We start from the raw sequence: 19,032 nt of genomic DNA, 5'->3' as shown, positions 1-19,032 counted from the left end.
GTTCAGCCCTCCTGGCCGTCGGTCGCCGCAGTCGCCTCACCGCCCTCGGCGGGGGTGTCGGCAGCGGCGTCGTTGTTGTTGGCGACCTGGCGCAGGCCGGCCGGGTACGGCGCGTCCTTGTGGCGCGCGACCTTAACCGCGTCGGTGACGACCAGCCAAGCACCCTTGTGCCCGGGCACCGAGCCCTTGACGAAGAGCAGGCCGCGCTCCGAATCGGTCGAGACGATCTCGAGATTCTGCTGCGTACGCTCACGGTCGCCCATGTGACCGGCCATCTTCTTGTTCTTGAAGACCTTGCCCGGATCCTGGCGGTTACCCGTCGAACCATGCGCACGGTGGCTGATCGAGACGCCGTGCGTCGCGCGCATGCCGCCGAAGCCCCACCGCTTCATGGCGCCCGCAAAGCCCTTGCCCTGCGTGCGACCCGACACGTCGACCAGCTGGCCGGCGACGAAGTGATCGGCGCCGATCTCGGCCCCGACATCGAGCATCGCGTCGTCGGCGACGCGGAACTCGCAAAGCTGAGCCTTCAGCTCGACTTCGGCCTTGCCGAAGTGGCCGCGCTGCGGCTTGGCGACGTTCTTGGCCTTGGCGGTGCCGGCACCGATCTGCACGGCGACATAGCCGTCACGATCGGCGGTGCGCTGTGCAACCACCTGGACGCCTTCCAGCGCCAGGACCGTGACCGGCACGTGCCGGCCGTCGTCCTGGAACAGGCGGGTCATCCCCATCTTCTTCGCGATCACGCCAGTGCGCATGATGCGTATTCCTTCCCATAACAGAGGCTCCCTCTCGGGAGCGTGCCAACGAAAAGACCCCTCAGCGTCACCGCCGAAGGGCCAGCCCAATTACAAGTGCCCCCGTCAGGGCCGTGGTTTCGCTTCGTATAAAGCGAAAGACGGGGACTCAGGCGCCAGTCTGGGACTGGCCGGTATCCCTGCTTTCGTGAGGGTCACCCGAAGGTGATTCTCAACACGCCGGAGACTCGGCTCCTGCGGAAGCAGCGCCTTTAGGGAAATGGGACGAGGTCGTCAACCGCTTCCCCAAGGGCGCGGGACAGATCAGGCGAGCTTGATCTCGACGTCGACGCCCGCCGCCAGGTCGAGCTTCATCAGCGCATCGACGGTCTGCGGAGTCGGCTGCACGATGTCGAGCAGACGCTTGTAGGTGCGGGTCTCGAACTGCTCGCGCGACTTCTTGTCGATGTGCGGGCCGCGATTTACCGTGAACTTGTCGATGTGCGTGGGCAGCGGGATCGGGCCACGGATGAGGGCGCCGGTGCGGCGCGCGGTGTCGGCGATGTCGCCGGCGGCCTGATCGAGCACGCGATGGTCGAACGCCTTCAGGCGGATACGGATGTTGTTGTCCATGGTTCCCTACCGATGCGAAAGAGCGGGCCTGTTGCCAGGCTCGTGCTGTTTCTACGCGACTAACTGGTTGGACGAGTGCCGATGCACCCTGCCCTCATAAAAAGGCAACGGCCGGACCAGTCGCCTGGTCCGGCCGCTTCCTGAAGCCCCGGTGAGCGAGCTCACCGGGCAAGGCTGGCGCCTATATTACTTCGAGATACCGCTGACAACCCCCGCGCCGACGGTACGACCGCCCTCACGGATGGTGAAGCGCTGGCCGACGTCCATGGCGATCGGCGCGATGAGCTTGACGCCCAGCGCGACGTTGTCGCCCGGCATCACCATCTCGGTGCCCTCGGGCAGCTCGATCGTGCCGGTGACGTCGGTCGTGCGGAAGTAGAACTGCGGACGATAGTTGCCGAAGAACGGCGTGTGACGGCCACCCTCGTCCTTCGACAGGACGTACACTTCCGACGTGAACTCGGTGTGCGGCTTGATCGAGCCGGGCTTGCAGAGCACCTGGCCACGCTCGACCTCTTCACGGCCGACGCCGCGGATCAGCGCACCGATGTTGTCGCCGGCCTGGCCCTGGTCGAGCAGCTTGCGGAACATCTCGACGCCCGTGACCGTGGTCTTGCGGGTGTCGTTGATGCCGACGATCTCGACTTCCTCGCCGACCTTGACGACGCCGGTCTCGACGCGGCCAGTGACGACCGTACCGCGACCCGAGATCGAGAACACGTCCTCGATCGGCATCATGAAGGGCTTGTCCAGCGGACGCTCCGGCTGCGGGATCGACTCGTCGACCGCCGCCATCAGCGCCAGGACGGCGTCCTTGCCCAGCTTCTCGTCGGTGCCGTTCAGCGCGGCAGTCGCCGAGCCACGGATGATCGGAATGTTGTCGCCGTCGAACTCACGCTTCGACAGCTCCTCGCGGACCTCCAGCTCGACCAGCTCGAGGATTTCCTCGTCGTCGACCAGGTCGCACTTGTTGAGGAATACGACCATCGCCGGCACGCCGACCTGACGGGCGAGTAGGATGTGCTCCTTCGTCTGCGGCATCGGGCCGTCGGTCGCGGCGACGACCAGGATCGCCCCGTCCATCTGCGCCGCGCCGGTGATCATGTTCTTCACATAATCGGCGTGGCCGGGGCAGTCGACGTGCGCATAGTGACGCGCGTCGGTCTCGTACTCGACGTGCGCGGTCGAGATGGTGATGCCGCGCTCACGCTCTTCCGGCGCCTTGTCGATGTTGGCGAAATCGACGGCCGCGTTGCCCGCGACGTTCTCCGCCAGGATCTTGGTGATCGCCGCCGTCAGCGACGTCTTGCCATGATCGACGTGGCCGATGGTGCCGATGTTGAGGTGCGGTTTGCTCCGATCGAACTTTGCCTTCGCCATGTTTTCCTACCTTCTGATTCGATTTCCCGGCCACGCAGGGGACTCGCGCGAAGGCGGCCCCATAGCGGCTGATTTCCGATAATGCCAGCGCCCAGGCGCCGGGCGCGTTACGCCAGCTTCGCCTTCACTTCGTCGGCGACGTTGGCGGGCACTTCGTCATAGTGGCTGAACTGCATCGAATAGCTCGCGCGGCCCTGCGTAAACGAACGAAGCTGATTCACGTAACCGAACATGTTGGCCAGCGGGACCATCGCGGTCACCGCCTGCGCGTTGCCGCGCGTGTCGGTGCCCTGAATCTGGCCACGGCGGCTGTTCATGTCGCCAATGACGTCGCCGAGATAATCCTCGGGGGTGACGACCTCGACCTTCATGATCGGCTCGAGAAGCTTGATGCCCGACTTCTGCGCCGCCTCGCGCATCGCTGCGCGCGCGGTGATTTCGAACGCCAGCGCCGACGAGTCGACGTCGTGGTACGCGCCGTCGTACAGCAGCACCTCGAAGTCGATGATCGGGAAGCCGACGAGCGAACCCGTCGCCGCCGTCTCGCGGAAGCCCTTCTCGATCGCGGGGATATATTCCTTCGGAATGTTACCGCCCTTGATCTCGTCCTTGAAGACGAAGCCCGAACCGCGCTCGCCCGGCGTCAGCTTGACCTTGACGCGGCCGAACTGACCGGTGCCGCCCGACTGCTTCTTGTGCGTGTAGTCGATGTCGACCGGCTTGCCGAGATACTCGCGATACGCGACCTGCGGCGCGCCGACATTGGCCTCGACCTTGAACTCGCGGCGCATGCGGTCGACGAGGATCTCGAGGTGGAGCTCGCCCATCCCCTTGATGATCGTCTGGCCGCTCTCGTGGTCGGTCGTCACGCGGAACGAGGGATCCTCGGCGGCGAGGCGATTGAGCGCGATGCCCATCTTCTCCTGATCGGCCTTGGTCTTCGGCTCCACGCTGAGCTCGATCACGGGCTCGGGGAACTCCATGCGTTCCAGGATGATCGGGTGCGCCGGGTCGCACAGCGTGTCGCCCGTCGTCGTCTCCTTGAGGCCCGCGATCGCGACGATGTCGCCCGCGCGCGCCTCGTCGATGTCCTCACGCGAGTTCGCGTGCATGAGGAGCATACGGCCGATCTTTTCCTTCTTGTCCTTCACCGAGTTCAGGTACCCGCCCTTGGTCAGGATACCCGAATAGATGCGCGCAAAGGTCAGCGAGCCGACGAACGGATCGTTCATGATCTTGAACGCCAGCGCCGCGAACGGCGCATCGTCCGACGAGGGACGCTCGTCCGCCGTCTCGCCGTCCAGCTTCACGCCGGCGATCGCCGGAACGTCGAGCGGGCTCGGCAGATAATCGACCACGGCGTCGAGCAGGGGCTGCACGCCCTTGTTCTTGAACGCCGAGCCGCACACGACCGGCACGAAGGTCATGTTGAGCGTGCCCTTGCGGATCAACGCCTTCAGCGTCTTCGAATCGGGCTCGTTGCCCTCGAGATACGCTTCCATCGCATCGTCGTCCTGCTCGACGGCAAGCTCGATCAGGTCGCTGCGATACTTGGCGGCCTTTTCCTTCAGGTCGTCCGGGATCTCCTGATACTCGAACTTCGCGCCCAGGCTCTCCTCGAGCCAGATGATCGCGCGGTTCTCGACCAGGTCGACCAGGCCCTTGAAGCCGCCTTCCATGCCGATCGGCAGATAGAGGACGGCGGGCTTCGCGCCCAAGCGATCGATGATCGACTGCACGCAGAAATAGAAGTCGGCGCCCGTGCGGTCGAGCTTGTTGACGAAGCACATCCGCGGCACGCGGTACTTGTCCGCCTGGCGCCACACCGTCTCCGACTGCGGCTCGACGCCGGCGACGCCGTCGAAGCACGCGACCGCGCCGTCGAGGACGCGCAGCGAACGCTCGACCTCGATCGTGAAGTCGACGTGGCCCGGCGTGTCGATGATGTTGATGAGGTGCTCAGGCCCCTGCCCGTCCTCGGCCTTCCACTTGCAGGTGGTCGCCGCCGACGTGATCGTGATGCCGCGCTCCTGCTCCTGCTCCATCCAGTCCATCGTCGCGGTGCCCTCATGGACCTCGCCGATCTTGTAGGACTTGCCGGTGTAATAGAGGATGCGCTCGGTCGTCGTCGTCTTGCCGGCGTCGATGTGCGCCATGATGCCGATGTTGCGATAGCGCTCGAGCGGATGGCTGCGGGCCATGGTCTTACTCCTGGTGCCGAATGGCGGCGGGTGCGGATTGAATTCTGGGGGCCTTTAGCCCGATCCGTTCGTCCTGAGTAGCCATTGAGCTTGGCGAAGTGGCGTATCGAAGGACCCTTCGACACGGACCTTCGCCGATGCTCAGACCCTGCTCAGGTCAAACGGGGTGGGGGCAAGGCCGAAGCCTCACCCCCTATATAGTCATTACCAGCGATAGTGCGAGAAGGCGCGGTTCGCTTCGGCCATGCGGTGCGTGTCCTCACGCTTCTTGACCGCATTGCCGCGATTGTTCGCCGCATCCATCAGCTCGCCCGACAGGCGCGCCGACATGGTGTTCTCGCTACGATTACGCGCGCTGGTGATGAGCCAGCGGATCGCCAGCGCCTGCGCACGCTCGGGACGCACCTCGACCGGCACCTGATAGGTCGCACCGCCGACGCGGCGGCTGCGGACCTCGATGCCCGGCTTGATGTTGTTCAGCGCATCGTGGAACACGCCGATCGGATCGCGCTTGGCGCGACTCTCGACGGTTTCCAGCGCCGAATAGACGATGCCCTCGGCGACCGCCTTCTTGCCGTCCAGCATGACGCTGTTCATGAACTTCGACAGGACCTGATCTCCGAACTTGGGATCAGGCAGGATTTCCCGCTTCTCGGGACGACGACGACGTGCCATCTCAGACTTCCTTCTAGAACTTCGGCCGATCCGGAACCCGTCCGGAGCCTACTATGGCGATTACTTCGGACGCTTGGCGCCGTACTTCGAACGGCTCTGCTTGCGATCCTTGACGCCCTGCGTATCGAGCACGCCGCGAAGGACGTGGTAGCGGACGCCGGGAAGATCGCGAACACGGCCACCGCGGATGAGCACGACCGAGTGCTCCTGCAGGTTGTGGCCCTCGCCCGGGATGTACGAAATGACTTCGCGGCTGTTGGTCAGGCGGACCTTGGCCACCTTGCGAAGCGCCGAGTTCGGCTTCTTCGGCGTCGTCGTATAGACGCGGGTGCAGACACCGCGCTTCTGCGGGTTCTGGTCCATCGCAGGGACCTTCGACTTGGCCTTCTGCGGTTCGCGGCCCTTGCGGACCAGCTGGTTGATCGTCGGCATGAAGCCCTTCACCTTATCTAGTGGTTACTTTGCTGGAGCCCTTTACGAGCGAATACGAAAACGACCCGGACGCGCACGCCCAGGTCTTTGACGTCTCCAGCAACGTTCAGCGCATGTCCGGTCGGGAATCGAAAGGCCCCCGGCAGGAACCGGCGGGCCTATACGCGCGGGCGCCGGGACGGTCAACACCGCCGCCCCGCGCGCACCCGTCACCCGATCGCGCCGAGCAGCGCCTCGTGAAAGCGGTCGGGCGCCTCGACCTGCGGCGAATGGCCCAGCCCCTCCATGCGGACCAGCTTGGCGCCCGGGATGCGCGCGACTGCGGCGGGGGCGAGCGCCGGGATCGGCTTCAGGAACGCCTGAAGCGTCGCCGGCGCCTGGCGCTTGGCGAACACCGTCGTGTCGCGGGTGCCGACGATCAGCGTCGTCGGCGCCTTGATCCGGCCGAACTGATAGAGGACGGGCTGGGTGAAGATCATCTCGCTGGTCTTGCCCTGCGCGATCGCCACGGCCTCGCGCCCGGCGCCGGCCGACTGGCCCGCCAGCATCCGCACCCAGCGGTCGTACCCCGGCCGCCACTCGCCGTGATAATAGTTGGCGAGCTGATACGCCTTGATGCTCGCGGCGTCGGTCTTGCGCTCGTCGGCGATCAGGTCGGCGAGCGCGCGATAGGGCACGCCCTCCGCCGCGCGGTCGGCGAGGCCGAGCGGATTGACCATCACCAGCCGTTCGGTGAGCTCCGGATGGTCGATCGCGAAGCGCGCCGCGAGCATCCCGCCCATCGAATGGCCGACGACGACCGCGCGGCCGATCCCGCGCGCCTTCATCAGCCGCGCGGTGTTCGCCGCAAGCCCCGACAGCGTGTATTGCGCACCCGCCGGCTTGTCCGACTTGCAGAAACCGATCTGGTCCGGGATCAGCACGCGCCAGCCGCGCGCGGTCAGCATCCGCGCCGCCGCTTCCCAGGTCGCGCCGCAGAAATTCTTGCCGTGGAGCAGCACGATCGCGCGCCCGTTCGACGTCGCCGGCCGCACGTCCATGAACGCCATCTGCGCCATCTCGCCGCCCACGGGCACGCGCAGCCGCTCGACGGTGAAGGGATAGTCGAACCGCTCCAGATTGGCGCCGAGGTCAGGCACCGGCGCGGCGGCGCCCGCCTGTAGCAGCGCAAGCGCGGCAAGGACGCTCATCGCGCGCCCTCCCCGACGATCAACTCGCCGCCCTTGATGACCGCGGCAGGACGTTCGAGCAAGCGAACGTCGCTCAGCGGATCGCCCTCGACAGCGACGATGTCGGCATAGCGACCGACCGCGAGCGTGCCGACGTCCCCCGACCGTCCCAGCGCCTCAGCCGCGTTGACCGTCGCCGACTGGATCGCCTGGAGCGGCGTCAGCCCGAACCGCACCATCACCGCCAGCTGCCTGGCATTGTCGCCGTGCGGATAGATGCCGGCGTCGGTGGAAAAGATCATGCGCGCGCCCGCTTGGGCGGCCTTGCGGAAATTCTCGCGCTGGATCGTGCCGACGCGGCGCTCCTTCTCGATATTCTCGGGGAGGACGCCGTTCTTCTCGCCCTCCGACAGGGTGTATTCGGTGTTGTAGACGTCGAAGCCCAGGAAGGTGCCGCGCGCCTTCGCCGCCCTGATCCCGGCATCGTCGATGAAGCTGACATGCTCGATCGTGTCAAACCCGGCTTCGATCGCCGCGCGGATGCCGTCAGCGCCGTGCGCGTGCGCCGCGGCCTTCAATTTCCAGAAATGCGCCTCGTCGGCGATCGCCTTCAGCTCCTCGAGGCGGAGCTGCTGGACGCCGGGTTCGGTGTTGCGGCTGAACACGCCGCCGGTGGCGCACGCCTTGATGACTTCAGCGCCGTATTTGCGCTGCTCGCGCACCCGGCGGCGCAATTCCTCGGGGCTGTCGCCGACCGCCACCGACTTGCGGTTGTAGGAGGGCGGCAGGAACGTCTCGTCGCAATGCCCGCCGGTCGCGCCCAGCGCGTGGGCGGCGGGGACGATGCGTGGACCGACGACCCAGCCCTCCTCGATCGCCTGCTTCATGCCGACATCGGCATAGCCGTCGCTGCCGACGTTGCGCACCGTCGTGAAGCCCGCGCGCAGCGTGCGCTCGGCATTGCCGACGCCCTGCGCGATCCAGAAGCTGTCGGTGAACTGAAGCCCGGTATAGCCGCCATATTTCGGGTTGCTCGTCAGATGGACGTGCATGTCGATCAGGCCCGGGAGCAGCGTCTTGCCGGGCAAGTCGATCCGGCGGGCATTGGCGGGGATGACGGGCCGGGAGGTCCCCTCCCCCACGATCGACACGATCCGGCCGCCGGTGGCGACGATCACCGGCCGGTCGATCACGCGGCCGGTCGAGACATCGATCAGCCGGTCGGCGGTGATGACGACGCTGTCGGAAGCGGGCGCTTCCTGGACGGGCGCAGCGACGGCGGCGAGCGCGAGAAGCGAACTGAACATGGTGAATGACGTTGCCGCGTCGAAACGACCGCGGCAACCCCAAAGCGGCGGCCGATCAATCCTTCAGCGGATCGTGACCCCAGTTCATCAGCGAATAGCGCCAGTCCGAATGCTCGGCATCGTCCTTGGGCCCGCCCTGCGCCAGGTGGCGGTGGACGTAACCGACGACCTTCTTCATGTGCGCGTAATCGTCGTCGGTCAGGTCGCCCTGCTTCTTGCGCTTGATCTCGACGATGCGCCGGCCGGACGCGTGGCCGACGCTCTCGCCGCCGCCGTCCTTCTGGCCGACCCGCTTCGAATCCTCGCTGTCGAGGAACTTTTCGATCGCCGCCGGCGCCATGTTGACCGCCTCGGCGAAGTCGTCGCGCACCGACTTCTTGTCGTCGTCGTCCATGCTCACATGCCGTTGGCGGGCATCGCGCCGTTCATGTCGTTGCCCATCGCGTTCATCGCGGCGGCATCGTCGGCGGTCGTGTTGAGGATCGCGTCGTTCTCGAACGAGTAGTTGGCCTGCGCATCGTTGAGAATGACGTTGCCGGTGTTCGTCGTCGTCGCCGACTGGTCGGTCGCGGTGCCGCCACAGGCTGCCAGCAGCGCGATCGGCGGCAGGGCCAGAAAGTAGCGCGATTTCATGAACCTCTCCTCGGTTTGCGAAAGGCTCAACCGACGACTCGCCAACTCGTTGCGTCAGGGGATGGCGAACCCCGCCCGCCGCATCGCCCCGCAATAGCGCCGCATCGCCGTCACCGCGACGTCGCTCAGCCCGACATAGGCGCGGCGGCGGTCGAAAGGATCGTCGTGCCGCTCGAACAATCCCGCCTCCCGCATCGTCGTGATCCAGCGCAGCGCCGTCGTCGCCGGTACGGCGGCGGCGATGCACAGGCTGGAGACCGAGACGCGCGTATGCTCCAGATGCGCGGCGAACAGGTCGAGCAGCATGTCCCAGGCCGGATCGGCAAACAGCGTCGGATCGAAGAACTGGTCGCGCATCCGCCGCGCACGGATCGAGGCACGAACGTCGGCGGCGTCAATCCCCGGCTCGCCATCGTCGGGATCGGCGTGGAAGCTCGCGCTGCGATCGACGAGCGGCGGCGCGAGCGACGCCAGGTCAGGTTCGGCACGTGCCAGCCGCGCCAGCGTCTCGGCAATGCGCGCAACCTCGTCGTTGAGCTGGCGCAGCCGCCGCTGGTCCGCCTCTCGCGCGGCATCGTGCAGCATCGTCGATGGCGGCGCGAGCATGGCGAACGCGGCAACGCGATCGACCGGCGTGGGATCGCAGAGCAACTCGGCCTCAACACCCTCGAACGCCGCGACCGCCAGGTCGATCGTGTCCGGCGGGAAGCTCGCGATGACGCGTGCACCGTGGCGATGCGCTGCCGCCGCCGCGGCGTCGAGCGCAGCGGCGGTTCGCGCGTCGGGCTCGCCACCCGGCAGGTCGATGGCGATCACGTGAAGCCGCGCCTGCATGGCAAGACGCGCCGCGCCCTCGGCCAGTCCGACCTGTGCCGCGAGCCGGGCACCGCTGATCCGCGCCGCATCGGCGAGCGCGTCGGCGCCGGGTCCATCGCCGATCGCCACGACGACTCGTTCGTCCACTTCGAACAGACCGCGATAGCTTACCGACTGATCGCTCATGCCAATCCCCTCAGATTGGTTCAAATCCGAAGCTGATACTGACGCAAGTTACGCGGACACCAAATGTTCCAAACGCTTCATTTTGGATGCTTTGAGAAGCGTTTGAAGCGGGTTCTTAATCAAGATTTATCCGCTTCGGACCAAGCCCGTTGTTCGTCTTCGCCGACGGTTCGGAAATGACGGCGCTCTTTACGCGGCGGTAAGCGCCGCGTCCCGCAGCCCCCGCCACACGCGCAGCGCCTGAACGCTCTCAGCCACATCGTGGACGCGCAGCCATTGCGCGCCCTGTTCCGCACCTTTCAGCGCGAGCGCCAGCGATCCGCCCAGCCGCCGCTCGACCGGCGCTTCGCCCGACAGCGCGCCGACGACCCGCTTGCGGCTGGCCCCCAGCAACAGCGGACAGCCGAGCCCGTGAAACAGCGACAGGCCGTTGAGGATCGCCAAGTTGTCGGCCAGCGACTTGCCGAAGCCGATGCCCGGATCGACGATGATGCGCGCGCGATCGATGCCGGCCGCGACGACCGCCTCGATCCGGGTCTCCAGCCAGTCGAAGCAGTCGGTCAGCGCGTTGCCGCCAGCCATCGTCCCCGCCGCGCCGCCCTTGGGATCGGCCGCGTGCATCAGCACCACCGGCACCCCCGCCTGCGCGACCACCTCGACCGCGCGATCGTCGTAGAGGAGCGCCGACACGTCGTTGACGATGTGCGCGCCTGCTGCCAGCGCCGCTTCCATCACCGCCGCCTTGCGCGTGTCGATCGAGACGGGCGTGCCGCTCGCCGCCAGCCGCTCGATCACGGGGACGACGCGCGCGATCTCGTCGCCTTCCCAGACCGTCGCCGCGCCGGGGCGAGTCGATTCGCCGCCGATGTCGATAACCGCGGCGCCCACCGCCGCCATGTCGACCGCCGCTGCAGCGGCACTCGCCGGATCGCCGTCATGCCGCCCGCCATCGGAAAAGCTGTCGGGCGTGAGGTTCAGGATCGCCATCACCTGCGGCTGGTCGAAGCGGAGCACCCGCTCCCCCGCCGCGATCGGCGCGCGCGGTGCCGAAATGCGCCTGGCGACCAGGTTCGCCCGCTCCGCCTGCGCATCGGGCAGGGTCGCGACGAAATCGTCGAACGCGGCGACCGGCACCGTCCGCCGCTCGCCCCCGCCGATCACGTCATAAGCCGCGAACCATTGCAGTCCGCCCGCCAGGCGCGCGACCTCGCCATCGCGCCCCACCGGCGTGTCGGCGAACTGGACGGGGCGAAGGTGGATCACGCCGCGTCTCAGGGCTGCGTGGCGAGCAGCCAGCGCTTGCGCAGGCTGTCGATCGGCGCGAGCCCGCTTTCGTCCTCATGGTGCCAGAAGGTCCAGCCATTGCACGACGGCGCGCCCTGCACCGCGGCGCCTAGCTTGTGGATCGATCCCTCGCCGCCGTCGCCCGCCAGCGACCCGTCGGCGCGCACGGTGACGCGCCAGCGCCGCTTGGCATCGGTCAGCACCGTGCCCGGCGTGACCAGCCCGTTCTCGACCAGGGTTCCGAACGACACGCGCGGCGCGTTGCGCGGCGCCTGCATCGTCTGGAGGAGCGACTCGTCGAGCGGCAGCGCCGCCTCGATCCGCGCCTCGGCGGCGGCGATGTACGCTTCCTCGCGCTCGATGCCGATGAAGCGGCGGCCCAGCCGCTTTGCGACCGCGCCCGTCGTACCGGTGCCGAAGAAGGGGTCGAGCACCACGTCGCCCGGATGCGTTGCCGCCAGCATTACGCGATAGAGCAACGCCTCCGGCTTCTGCGTCGGATGGACCTTGTGCCCGTCCTCGCCCTTCAGCCGCTCCGCGCCCGAGCAGATCGCGAACTCCCAGTCCGACCGCATCTGCAATTCGTCGTTCAGCGTCTTCAGGCTGCGATAGTTGAAGGTGTAGCGCGCCTTCTCGCCCATCGACGCCCAAATCAGCGTCTCGTGCGCGTTGGTGAACCGCGTGCCCTTGAAGTTCGGCATCGGGTTCGACTTGCGCCAGACGATGTCGTTGAGGATCCAGAACCCCATGTCCTGGATCGCGGTGCCGACGCGAAAGATGTTGTGATAGCTGCCGATCACCCAGATCGTGCCATTCGGCTTCAGGACGCGGCGCGCTTCCTTCAGCCAGCTGCGCGTGAACCGGTCATAGGCGGCAAAGGTGTCGAACCGGTCCCAGTCGTCGGTGACGGCGTCGACATGGCTGCCGTCCGGCCGGAACAGTTCGCCGCCGAGCTGGAGGTTGTAGGGCGGGTCGGCAAAGATGCAGTCGATGCTGGCATCGGGCAGCGCCTTCATCGCCGCGACGCAGTCGCCGCGCAGGATCGTGTCGAGCGGCAGCGGCGCCGCCGCCTTGCGCGCACGCACCCCCGCCGTCCGCTTCAGCTTTTCCGCAACCGCCATCCCGCTCTTCCCCGAACCCCTTGGCCGCGCATCGGGAATCCAAAGCGGGCTTCGGGTCAAGCGCGAAGTGGTTAACGCAAAAGCTTGAGATTCCGCTAATCCGCAGGAACATTGCGAGTCCGCAACCACATCTGGGGCCGCGCGGGCTCAGCGCCACCGCTACCGCTTGCGGTGTGGCGCAGCGGACTCACACGGCCGCAATCTTACCAGAGCACCCCGTTGACCGGGGTCAGCGGCTTCGGCGCCTCGTCGCCGATCGCCTGCTTCAGGTCGATCTCGATCGTCCGGCACATCGCGTTCATCGGCAGGTCGTGCGGCGTGTTGCTGAACGGATCGACCAGGTCGTCGCCGATCTGGAGCGCGGCGAGGAACATCAGGCCCGCCAGCGTCGAGCCGACCGGCGTGGCCCAGCCCAGCGTCTCGACCAGCCCGATCGGCAGCAGCACGCAGAACAGCCGCGTGAAGAAGGACGGGAAGAACCGGTACTGGACCGGCAGCGGCGTGTTCTTCAGCCGCTCCATGCCTCCTTGCGCATTGGCGATGTCGACCAGGATGCGCTCCATCTGCGTCTGCTGGATCGTGTCGATCCAGCCCTCGCGCCGCGCCTCCTCGATCCGCTTCGCCGTCCCGTCGAGGAAGCCGTTGGCGCCGTTGACGCGGCTCATCGGCTCGGCACCCTCTTCCTTCGAGACGAATTGATAGACCTCGGGGCACTCGCCCAGCTTGCGGAGCTGGGCGCGGAGCGCATTGACATAGGCGACCTGGCGGAGCGCGATCGACCGCTTGAGGTCGCGGGCCCGCGCCGGCTCGTCGGGGATGAATGCGATCGCCGCGCGGGCGAGGTTGCGCGAGGCGTTGATCATCAACCCCCAGAGCTGCCGCCCCTCCCACCAGCGCTGATACGCCGAATTGTCCCTGAACCCCAGGAACAGCGCGAGCACCGTACCGAAGATGGTGAGCGGCAGCGACGGCGCCCTGAAGGTGGTCGTCATGTAGAAGACGGTGACGATCACGTCCCACACGAAAAGCGCCAGCAGCGGCTTCCACACCTCGACGACGATCGTGCTCATGCGGGGGGAGTTGTTGACGATCATGCGTTGTTTAACCTGCGTTGGACGCGCCCTAGAATTGTTGCGGCTGCGAAGTGTTCCGGTCCGGTTTGTAAGGAAGCGTTACCGTCGCTAGAGGCTCCGCCATGCCGATCGACGTGACCCCCGAACTCCGCACCGCCGCCCTCGCTTCCAAGGCCTGGCCTTATGAGGAAGCACGAAAGCTCCTCGCGCGCTATCCCGCTGGAAAGCCGGAGGGAGAGGCGATCCTGTTCGAGACCGGCTACGGCCCCTCGGGCCTGCCGCATATCGGCACCTTCAACGAAGTGCTGCGCACAACGATGGTCCGCCGCGCGTTCGAGACGCTTTCGGACCAGCCGACGCGGCTGATCGCGTTCAGCGACGACATGGACGGGCTGCGCAAGGTGCCCGACAACGTCCCCAATCGCGCGATGCTGACCGAGCATCTCGGCAAGCCGCTGACCCAGGTGCCCGACCCGTTCGAGAAATTCGAAAGCTTCGCCCACCACAACAATGCCATGCTGCGCGACTTCCTCGACCGCTTCGGCTTCGAGTACGAGTTCGCCTCCGCCAGCGACTATTACGCCAGCGGCCGCTTCGACGACACGCTGAAGGCGGTGCTGCGCCACTATGACGCGATCATGGGCGTGATGCTGCCGACGCTGGGCGAGGAGCGGCGCGCGACCTATTCCCCGGTGCTGCCGATCAGCCCCACCAGCGGCATCGTCCTCCAGGTGCCGGTCGAGGTCGTCGATGCCGATGCCGGCCTGATCGCCTTCCAGGACGACGGCCAGCACATCGAACAGTCGATCCTGGGCGGCCGCGCCAAGCTTCAGTGGAAGGTCGACTGGGCGATGCGCTGGGTCGCGCTCGGCGTCGATTACGAAATGGCGGGCAAGGACCTGATCGATTCGGTCACCCAGTCGTCGAAGATCGCCCGCGTCCTCGGCGCTCGCCCGCCCGAGGGCTTCAACTACGAGATGTTCCTCGACGAGAACGGGCAGAAGATCTCGAAGTCCAAGGGCAACGGCCTCAGCCTGGACCAGTGGCTGACCTATGGCCCCGAAGAGAGCCTCGCCTTCTACGCCTATCGCGAGCCCAAGAAGGCCAAGCAGCTCCACTTGGGCGTCATCCCGCGCGCGATCGACGAATATTGGCAGTTCCGCGGCAATTATGCCGGCCAGCCGGTCGAACAGCGGCTGGGCAATCCCGTCCACCACATCCATGATGGCCCGCCACCCGAAGAGGCGCTGCCTGTCACCTTCGGGCTGCTCCTCAACCTCATCGGCGTGATGGGCGAGGCGACGAAGGAACAGGTCTGGGGCTATCTCGGCAACTATGTCGCCGATGCGTCGCCGGCGCGCTATCCCGCGCTCGACGCGCTAATCGGCCACGCCATCGCCTATGTCCGCGACGTCGCCGAAAAGCCCGTCCGCCGCGCGCCCGAGGGCGTGGAAGTCGCCGCGCTCGAACGCCTCGACGCCGAACTCGCCGCACTGCCTGAGGATGCGTCGGCGGAGGACATCCAGAACATCGTCTACGAGATCGGCAAAACCGGCGGGTTCGAGCAGCTGCGCGACTGGTTCAAGGCGCTCTACGAAACGCTGCTGGGATCTAGCCAGGGTCCGCGCATGGGCAGCTTCATCGCGCTGTACGGCGTGGCGAACACCCGCGCGCTGATCGCGGCGGCGTTGGGGCGGGGCTGACGCAGCGGGACCCTTTCAGTCCCCCCGCCTCCGTTCGTCCTGAGTAGCCGTCGAGTAGCGGCGATAGCCGCGTATCGAGATGGCGTATCGAAGGACAGGTGGGCGCGTGGGACCGTGCTTCGATACGAGCCCTCGATACGCTGCTTGCGCAGCTACTCGGTCTCTACTCAGCACGAATGGGTAGAAGAGCGGGGAAGAGCTCTTCCTACTCGTGCGCCCGCCCAAAATCGGCCCGCGCGTCGTCCTGACCCTGTTCGACGATCGATCGCCGGATCGCGCGCGTCTGGGTGAAATGGTCGAACAGCGCATCGCCCTGTCCCCAGCGGATCGCGCGCTGGAGCAGCGCCAGATCCTCCGAAAAGCGCTGAAGCATGTCGAGCACCGCCTCGCGATTGGCCAGGAACACGTCGCGCCACATCGTCGGGTCGCTCGCGGCGATGCGCGTGAAGTCGCGAAAGCCGCCCGCGGAAAACTTGATGACTTCCGACTGCGTCACTTCCTCGAGGTCCGACGCGGTGCCGACGATCGTATAGGCGATGAGGTGCGGCAGGTGGCTGGTCACCGCCAGCACGCGGTCGTGATGGTCGGGCGCCATCGTCTCGACCTCCGCCCCCAGCGCGCGCCAAAAGTTCGCGACCCGCTCGACCGCGGCGGCATCGGTGCCCTCGGGCGGGGTCAGGATGCACCAGCGATGGTTGAACAACGTCGCAAAGCCTGCGGTCGGCCCGCTCTGCTCGGTGCCGGCAACCGGGTGCGCGGGGACGATCGTGCGCCCCGGCAATGCGGTCTGAAGCGCCTCGACCACGCTGCCCTTGCACGATCCCACGTCGGTGACGATCGCCTCGACCGGCAGCGCGCCCGCCATCTCGCTCGCCGCCGCGCCCATCGCGCCGACCGGCACGCACAGCACGACCAGTTCCGCCTCGCGCGCCGCCGCGGCGGCATCGTCGGCGATCGTGTCACACAACCCGATCTCGCTCGCGACGCGACGCACCTCGGGATCGCCGTCATAGCCGGTGACGCGAGCCTCGGGCAGCCGCGCACGCACCGCATGCGCGACCGACGAGCCGATCAGCCCCAGTCCGACGACGGTGATCCGAGCGAAGCTCATCCCCGCTCGACGATCGTGCGCAGCGCCGCCATCACGCCCTGCGTTTCCTCGGCAGTACCGATCGTGATGCGCAGCCCGTGCGGCAGCCCCTGCCCCGGCAGCCAGCGGACGATATAGCCCGCATCCATCAGGCCCTTGTATGCGGTCTCGGCGCTCACCGGCCCCTCGAACAGCACCAGCACGAAGTTGCACTTCGACGGCACCGCGCGCAGGCCCGCATTGCCGAGCTTGCCGACCTCCTCGGTCAGCCACGCGCGCCACTCGGCATTGTGCGCCCGGCTCGCTTCGACGAAGTCCTGCGCCTCCAGCGCGGCCATCGCCGCACCCTGGCCGGCGGTGGTGATGTTGAAGGGCATCCGGATGCGGTGCATCGCCTCGACCGCCTCCGCCGAGCCATAGCCCCAGCCGATCCGCTCGGCGGCAAGGCCATAGATCTTGGAGAAGGTGCGCGTGACGATGACGTTGGGCTCGGACTTGGCGAGTTCGAGCGCGCCGTCGTCGTCGGCCGCGTCGATATATTCGGCATAGGCCTGGTCGATCACCAGCACCACGTCGCGCGGCAGCCCGGCGTGGAGCCGCGCGATCTCGTCACGGCCCGCAAACGTGCCCGTCGGGTTGTTAGGATTGGCGACATAGACGATCCGCGTCGCCGGCGTGACCGACGCCAGGATCGCATCGACATCGGTAGCGTAATCGGAGTCAGGCGCGATCACCGGCGTCGCGCCGACCCGCCGCGCCGCGATCTCATAGACCGCGAAGCCATAGCGGACGAAGATCACCTCGTCCCCCGGTCCGGCATAGGCGCCCGCGACCAGGTGCAGCACCTCGTCCGACCCGGTGCCATAGATCACCCGCGCCGGATCGAGGCCATAGCGCGCGCCGATCGCCTCGCGCAGCGCGCTCGCGCCAGCGTCCGGATAGCGGTCGAGGCTCGTCGCCGCCGCGGTAAACGCCGCGCGTGCCTCCGGCGCGGTGCCGAGCGGATTCTCGTTCGACGACAGCTTGGCGACGGTGCGCCCGTCGTCGGTCTTCGACCGACCGGGGACATAAGGGGCGATGCCCATGATCCAGGGCTTGGGAACGGGTGCGATCATGGCGCCGCCGATAGGCCCGCCGCGGGGCACTCGCAAGGGCATGGCCCTTTCGCCGGCACACGCGCTTCGCTAAGGGTCAGGACCCCTTACTGGCAACGGTCGTGACGGAGCCGATGGGGCCGCGCGACGCCGCCGTGCGGCCCCATCGGCCCGCCGCGGTCGCCCGGAGCAGCCCGCCGAGCGTCGTCGCTTGCTTGCGCGTAGCGACAGCTACGCGACTGCGCTGCGCTCCTCGTCGGCGGGCTGCTCCGGGCGATCACGACCGTTGCCAGTAACGGGTCCTGACCCTAAGGCGCGCCCTCCATGTCCGACCCCCGCTTCGGCCAGAACCGCCGCGTCACGCTTCCCGGCCCGCTCCGCCTCGACGGCGGGGTGCTGTTGTCGCCGGTCGAGATCGCGTACGAGACCTATGGCACGCCCGATGCCGACGGATCGAACGCGATCCTCGTCTGCCACGCGCTGACCGGCGATCAGTATGTCGCGTCGAACCATCCCATCACCGGCAAGCCCGGCTGGTGGACGCGGATGATCGGGCCGGGCAAGCCGATCGACCCCGCGCGCGACTTCGTCATCTGCACCAATGTGCTGGGAAGCTGCATGGGCTCGTCCGGCCCGGCGACGATCAATCCGGCGACGGGAAAGCCCTGGGGCATGTCCTTCCCCGTCATCACCATCCGCGACATGGTCCGCGCGCAGGCGATGCTGCTCGACCATCTCGGCATCGGCCGGCTGAAGGCGGTGGTCGGCGGGTCGATGGGCGGGATGCAGGCATTGAGCTGGGCCGCGACCTTCCCCGACCGGGTGGCCGCCGCGGTCATCATCGCCGCGACCGCGCGCCACTCGGCGCAGAACATCGCCTTTCACGAGGTCGGGCGACAGGCGATCATGGCGGACCCCGCATGGAACGGCGGCGACTATTACGACGGCGCCGCGCCCGCCGCGGGGTTGGCGGTCGCGCGGATGGCCGCGCACATCACCTATCTGTCGGAGGCGGGCCTCACCGAGAAGTTCGGTCGCCGGCTTCAGGCGCGTGAGGCCAAGTCGTTCGGCTTCGATGCCGATTTTCAGGTCGAGAGCTATCTTCGGCACCAGGGGCTCGCCTTCACTGACCGGTTCGATGCCAACGCCTATCTCTACATCACCCGCGCGCTCGACTATTTCGACCTGGCCGAGGAGCATGGCGGCGTCCTCGCCAACGCGTTCCGCGGGACGGCAACGCGCTTCTGCCTCGTCAGCTTCGACACCGACTGGCTCTATCCCACGCGCGAAAGCCGCGCGGTGGTGCAGGCGCTCCACGCCGCGGGCGCGGCGGCGAGCTTCGTCGAGCTCTCCTCCCCCTTCGGCCACGACGCCTTCCTGCTCGAAAGCCCCGAGTTAAACCGGGTGGTCGAGGGTTTTCTTGGCAATCCCCCTCCCGCTTGCGGGAGGGGTTAGGGGTGGGCATGGCGACAGCGATGCGCCCGACCTCCCACCCCGA

Annotated in this window: 18 protein-coding genes; 2 read left to right on the top strand and 16 right to left on the bottom strand. The window is 67.1% G+C overall.

The window, feature by feature from the left end; all coding sequences use genetic code 11:
• Nucleotides 1-2: 2 nt before the first annotated feature.
• From rplC to RS883_RS04035, 14 genes are all read right to left on the bottom strand, one after another.
• Nucleotides 3-758: a 50S ribosomal protein L3 gene (gene rplC, locus RS883_RS04100; protein WP_315762957.1), complete on the bottom strand. Its 756-nt coding sequence runs from the start codon at nt 756-758 to the stop codon at nt 3-5.
• Between the two features lie 303 nt (nt 759-1,061).
• A complete protein-coding gene (rpsJ, locus tag RS883_RS04095) occupies nt 1,062-1,370 on the bottom strand; it encodes a 30S ribosomal protein S10 (RefSeq protein WP_033921125.1) in 309 nt (102 codons plus the stop codon).
• Nucleotides 1,371-1,556: 186 nt separating this feature from the next.
• Entirely contained in the window at nt 1,557-2,750 is a 1,194-nt protein-coding gene (gene tuf, locus RS883_RS04090) for an elongation factor Tu (protein WP_315762933.1), read from the bottom strand.
• Nucleotides 2,751-2,857: 107 nt separating this feature from the next.
• A complete protein-coding gene (fusA, locus tag RS883_RS04085) occupies nt 2,858-4,951 on the bottom strand; it encodes an elongation factor G (protein WP_315762932.1) in 2,094 nt (697 codons plus the stop codon).
• A gap of 204 nt (nt 4,952-5,155) precedes the next feature.
• Complete coding sequence (gene rpsG, locus RS883_RS04080; RefSeq protein ID WP_315762931.1) at nt 5,156-5,626, bottom strand: 30S ribosomal protein S7; 471 nt, start codon at nt 5,624-5,626, stop codon at nt 5,156-5,158.
• 60 nt (nt 5,627-5,686) lie between these two features.
• Nucleotides 5,687-6,058, bottom strand: a complete 372-nt coding sequence (gene rpsL / locus RS883_RS04075) for a 30S ribosomal protein S12 (RefSeq protein WP_184024456.1) — start codon at nt 6,056-6,058, stop codon at nt 5,687-5,689.
• A 209-nt stretch (nt 6,059-6,267) separates the two neighbouring features.
• Nucleotides 6,268-7,248, bottom strand: coding sequence for an alpha/beta hydrolase (locus RS883_RS04070; RefSeq protein WP_315762926.1), 981 nt, complete (start codon nt 7,246-7,248; stop codon nt 6,268-6,270).
• Nucleotides 7,245-8,534, bottom strand: coding sequence for a metal-dependent hydrolase family protein (locus RS883_RS04065; protein WP_315762924.1), 1,290 nt, complete (start codon nt 8,532-8,534; stop codon nt 7,245-7,247). The genes RS883_RS04070 and RS883_RS04065 overlap by 4 nt, the downstream gene beginning before the upstream one ends.
• Before the next feature lie 55 nt (nt 8,535-8,589).
• Nucleotides 8,590-8,928 carry a DUF3140 domain-containing protein gene (locus RS883_RS04060; RefSeq protein ID WP_315762922.1) on the bottom strand — a complete coding sequence of 113 codons (339 nt, stop codon included), beginning with the start codon at nt 8,926-8,928 and terminating at the stop codon, nt 8,590-8,592.
• A gap of 2 nt (nt 8,929-8,930) precedes the next feature.
• Nucleotides 8,931-9,167 carry a hypothetical protein gene (locus tag RS883_RS04055; RefSeq protein ID WP_315762920.1) on the bottom strand — a complete coding sequence of 79 codons (237 nt, stop codon included), beginning with the start codon at nt 9,165-9,167 and terminating at the stop codon, nt 8,931-8,933.
• 54 nt (nt 9,168-9,221) lie between these two features.
• Nucleotides 9,222-10,169, bottom strand: a complete 948-nt coding sequence (locus tag RS883_RS04050; protein WP_315762918.1) for a hypothetical protein — start codon at nt 10,167-10,169, stop codon at nt 9,222-9,224.
• A gap of 189 nt (nt 10,170-10,358) precedes the next feature.
• The gene (folP, locus tag RS883_RS04045; protein ID WP_315764965.1) at nt 10,359-11,429 is read right to left on the bottom strand and encodes a dihydropteroate synthase; all 1,071 of its coding nucleotides are present in this window, start codon (nt 11,427-11,429) and stop codon (nt 10,359-10,361) included.
• An 11-nt stretch (nt 11,430-11,440) separates the two neighbouring features.
• The gene (locus tag RS883_RS04040) at nt 11,441-12,574 is read right to left on the bottom strand and encodes a site-specific DNA-methyltransferase (protein WP_315762916.1); all 1,134 of its coding nucleotides are present in this window, start codon (nt 12,572-12,574) and stop codon (nt 11,441-11,443) included.
• Nucleotides 12,575-12,777: 203 nt separating this feature from the next.
• A complete protein-coding gene (locus RS883_RS04035) occupies nt 12,778-13,668 on the bottom strand; it encodes a bestrophin family protein (protein WP_315762914.1) in 891 nt (296 codons plus the stop codon).
• A 101-nt stretch (nt 13,669-13,769) separates the two neighbouring features.
• On the opposite strand from RS883_RS04035, the gene RS883_RS04030 reads away from it, so the two are divergent.
• Nucleotides 13,770-15,350, top strand: coding sequence for a lysine--tRNA ligase (locus RS883_RS04030; protein WP_315762912.1), 1,581 nt, complete (start codon nt 13,770-13,772; stop codon nt 15,348-15,350).
• 205 nt (nt 15,351-15,555) lie between these two features.
• On the opposite strand, the gene RS883_RS04025 is transcribed toward RS883_RS04030, so the two are convergent.
• Nucleotides 15,556-16,461 carry a prephenate/arogenate dehydrogenase family protein gene (locus RS883_RS04025; protein ID WP_315762910.1) on the bottom strand — a complete coding sequence of 302 codons (906 nt, stop codon included), beginning with the start codon at nt 16,459-16,461 and terminating at the stop codon, nt 15,556-15,558.
• Nucleotides 16,458-17,555: a histidinol-phosphate transaminase gene (gene hisC / locus RS883_RS04020; protein WP_315762908.1), complete on the bottom strand. Its 1,098-nt coding sequence runs from the start codon at nt 17,553-17,555 to the stop codon at nt 16,458-16,460. Before hisC ends, RS883_RS04025 begins: the two co-directional genes overlap by 4 nt.
• A 303-nt stretch (nt 17,556-17,858) precedes the next feature.
• Here hisC and metX point away from each other — a divergent pair, with 303 nt between their 5' ends.
• Nucleotides 17,859-18,989: a homoserine O-acetyltransferase MetX gene (metX, locus tag RS883_RS04015; RefSeq protein ID WP_315762906.1), complete on the top strand. Its 1,131-nt coding sequence runs from the start codon at nt 17,859-17,861 to the stop codon at nt 18,987-18,989.
• Nucleotides 18,990-19,032: the final 43 nt, after the last annotated feature.

Source organism: Sphingomonas sp. Y38-1Y, from assembly GCF_032391395.1.
In the GTDB taxonomy this organism is placed as follows: Bacteria; Pseudomonadota; Alphaproteobacteria; order Sphingomonadales; family Sphingomonadaceae; genus Sphingomonas.
This window is presented reverse-complemented; position numbering and strand designations above follow the sequence as displayed.

What these genes read in the sequence shown, in the direction of transcription:
- rplC (WP_315762957.1), bottom strand. Translation starts at nt 758, where the DNA reads ATGCGCACTGGCGTGATCGCGAAGAAGATGGGGATGACCCGCCTGTTC.
- rpsJ (WP_033921125.1), bottom strand. Translation starts at nt 1,370, where the DNA reads ATGGACAACAACATCCGTATCCGCCTGAAGGCGTTCGACCATCGCGTG.
- tuf (WP_315762933.1), bottom strand. Translation starts at nt 2,750, where the DNA reads ATGGCGAAGGCAAAGTTCGATCGGAGCAAACCGCACCTCAACATCGGC.
- fusA (WP_315762932.1), bottom strand. Translation starts at nt 4,951, where the DNA reads ATGGCCCGCAGCCATCCGCTCGAGCGCTATCGCAACATCGGCATCATG.
- rpsG (WP_315762931.1), bottom strand. Translation starts at nt 5,626, where the DNA reads ATGGCACGTCGTCGTCGTCCCGAGAAGCGGGAAATCCTGCCTGATCCC.
- rpsL (WP_184024456.1), bottom strand. Translation starts at nt 6,058, where the DNA reads ATGCCGACGATCAACCAGCTGGTCCGCAAGGGCCGCGAACCGCAGAAG.
- RS883_RS04070 (WP_315762926.1), bottom strand. Translation starts at nt 7,248, where the DNA reads ATGAGCGTCCTTGCCGCGCTTGCGCTGCTACAGGCGGGCGCCGCCGCG.
- RS883_RS04065 (WP_315762924.1), bottom strand. Translation starts at nt 8,534, where the DNA reads ATGTTCAGTTCGCTTCTCGCGCTCGCCGCCGTCGCTGCGCCCGTCCAG.
- RS883_RS04060 (WP_315762922.1), bottom strand. Translation starts at nt 8,928, where the DNA reads ATGGACGACGACGACAAGAAGTCGGTGCGCGACGACTTCGCCGAGGCG.
- RS883_RS04055 (WP_315762920.1), bottom strand. Translation starts at nt 9,167, where the DNA reads ATGAAATCGCGCTACTTTCTGGCCCTGCCGCCGATCGCGCTGCTGGCA.
- RS883_RS04050 (WP_315762918.1), bottom strand. Translation starts at nt 10,169, where the DNA reads ATGAGCGATCAGTCGGTAAGCTATCGCGGTCTGTTCGAAGTGGACGAA.
- RS883_RS04040 (WP_315762916.1), bottom strand. Translation starts at nt 12,574, where the DNA reads ATGGCGGTTGCGGAAAAGCTGAAGCGGACGGCGGGGGTGCGTGCGCGC.
- RS883_RS04035 (WP_315762914.1), bottom strand. Translation starts at nt 13,668, where the DNA reads ATGATCGTCAACAACTCCCCCCGCATGAGCACGATCGTCGTCGAGGTG.
- RS883_RS04030 (WP_315762912.1), top strand. Translation starts at nt 13,770, where the DNA reads ATGCCGATCGACGTGACCCCCGAACTCCGCACCGCCGCCCTCGCTTCC.
- RS883_RS04025 (WP_315762910.1), bottom strand. Translation starts at nt 16,461, where the DNA reads ATGAGCTTCGCTCGGATCACCGTCGTCGGACTGGGGCTGATCGGCTCG.
- hisC (WP_315762908.1), bottom strand. Translation starts at nt 17,555, where the DNA reads ATGATCGCACCCGTTCCCAAGCCCTGGATCATGGGCATCGCCCCTTAT.
- metX (WP_315762906.1), top strand. Translation starts at nt 17,859, where the DNA reads ATGTCCGACCCCCGCTTCGGCCAGAACCGCCGCGTCACGCTTCCCGGC.